The sequence below is a fragment of the Oleiphilus sp. HI0061 genome (assembly GCF_001635675.1).
Genome location: NZ_LWFE01000541.1, coordinates 1 through 1,062, shown reverse-complemented (window position 1 = coordinate 1,062; position 1,062 = coordinate 1). Strand labels below are relative to the sequence as shown.

Genomic DNA, 1,062 nt, shown 5'->3' with positions numbered 1-1,062 from the left:
CCTGCTTCAGTTCGCGAGAAAGGCAAACCCATATGATCCAATTCAAATACAGCCTGAGGGCCAACTGAACACATATATTCAATTGCGTCCTGATCACCGATATAGTCTGACCCTTTAACAGTGTCATACATGTGCCAGCGCCAATCATCATTTGGATCCGCACTTGCGATCGCACAAGTTATACCACCTTGAGCAGAAACCGTGTGAGAACGAGTTGGGAATACTTTAGTAATACAAGCTGTTTTGATGCCGGATTCTGTCAATTGAAGTGCTGCGCGCATACCAGCACCGCCACCACCAATAACTATTGCATCATAATTAAGCGTTCTTAATTTAGACATTTCTTACAGCCCCCAAAGAATCTGAACACCCCAGACCACGTAAACGAACATGACCAGGCCACAACCAGCTTGAAAAATAAACCTGAATACCATTGCTTTTAGATAGTCTGTAGACACCGTCCACAAACCGATCCAAGCGTGAGCACCCAAAGATAACAAAGCAAGTAAAGAAAATACTCTGACACAAGTTTGACTAAACAGCTCACTCCACTGCATGTATGTCAAGTCAGGGTTTAGCACTAGATAACCCAGAATAAATACCGTGTAAGCAGCCAACACAACCGCTGTAACACGCTGAATCATCCAATCATAGAGTCCACTACGACCAAAACTAGTAACACTTGCTACCATAACCAAACTCCTGCCAATAAGATAAGTACAACTGACACTGCTATAACAACTTTGGCACCGAACTGGCCAGCTTCAAGCGTTTCACCAATACCACAGTCCATTAATAAATGTTTAATTCCCGCTACCAAGTGATAAAGAAGCGCAGAAACCAAGCCCCACATAATCAAAGTAACAAAAGCACCGTCCAGACACTCTTTAGCGGCGTTAAAACCGTCTTCGCTCGAGAGCGAAAGTTCAAGGACATACATAAGAATTGCCACACCAACGAACAAGGCCACACCGGTAACACGGTGCACAATTGACGTTAGCGCAGGCAGAGGAAAACTAAATTGAGTTAGATCGAGATTTACAGGTCGTTTATCTTTCACAG

General features: G+C 43.9%; 3 protein-coding genes. All 3 read right to left on the bottom strand.

Features of this window, described 5'->3' with window-relative positions; genetic code table 11:
• Positions 1 to 341 (bottom strand): FAD-binding protein (locus tag A3735_RS07100; RefSeq protein WP_156499489.1); only part of this gene is annotated, 341 nt, incomplete at its 3' end.
• 3 nt (positions 342 to 344) lie between these two features.
• Positions 345 to 692, bottom strand: coding sequence for a succinate dehydrogenase, hydrophobic membrane anchor protein (gene sdhD / locus A3735_RS07095; RefSeq protein WP_068508433.1), 348 nt, complete (start codon positions 690 to 692; stop codon positions 345 to 347).
• Positions 686 to 1,060, bottom strand: coding sequence for a succinate dehydrogenase, cytochrome b556 subunit (gene sdhC, locus A3735_RS07090; RefSeq protein ID WP_068508431.1), 375 nt, complete (start codon positions 1,058 to 1,060; stop codon positions 686 to 688). The genes sdhD and sdhC overlap by 7 nt, the downstream gene beginning before the upstream one ends.
• Positions 1,061 to 1,062: the final 2 nt, after the last annotated feature.

Excerpts from the sequence above, each read along its gene's own strand:
- sdhD (WP_068508433.1), bottom strand. The coding sequence starts at position 692 with ATGGTAGCAAGTGTTACTAGTTTTGGTCGTAGTGGACTCTATGATTGG.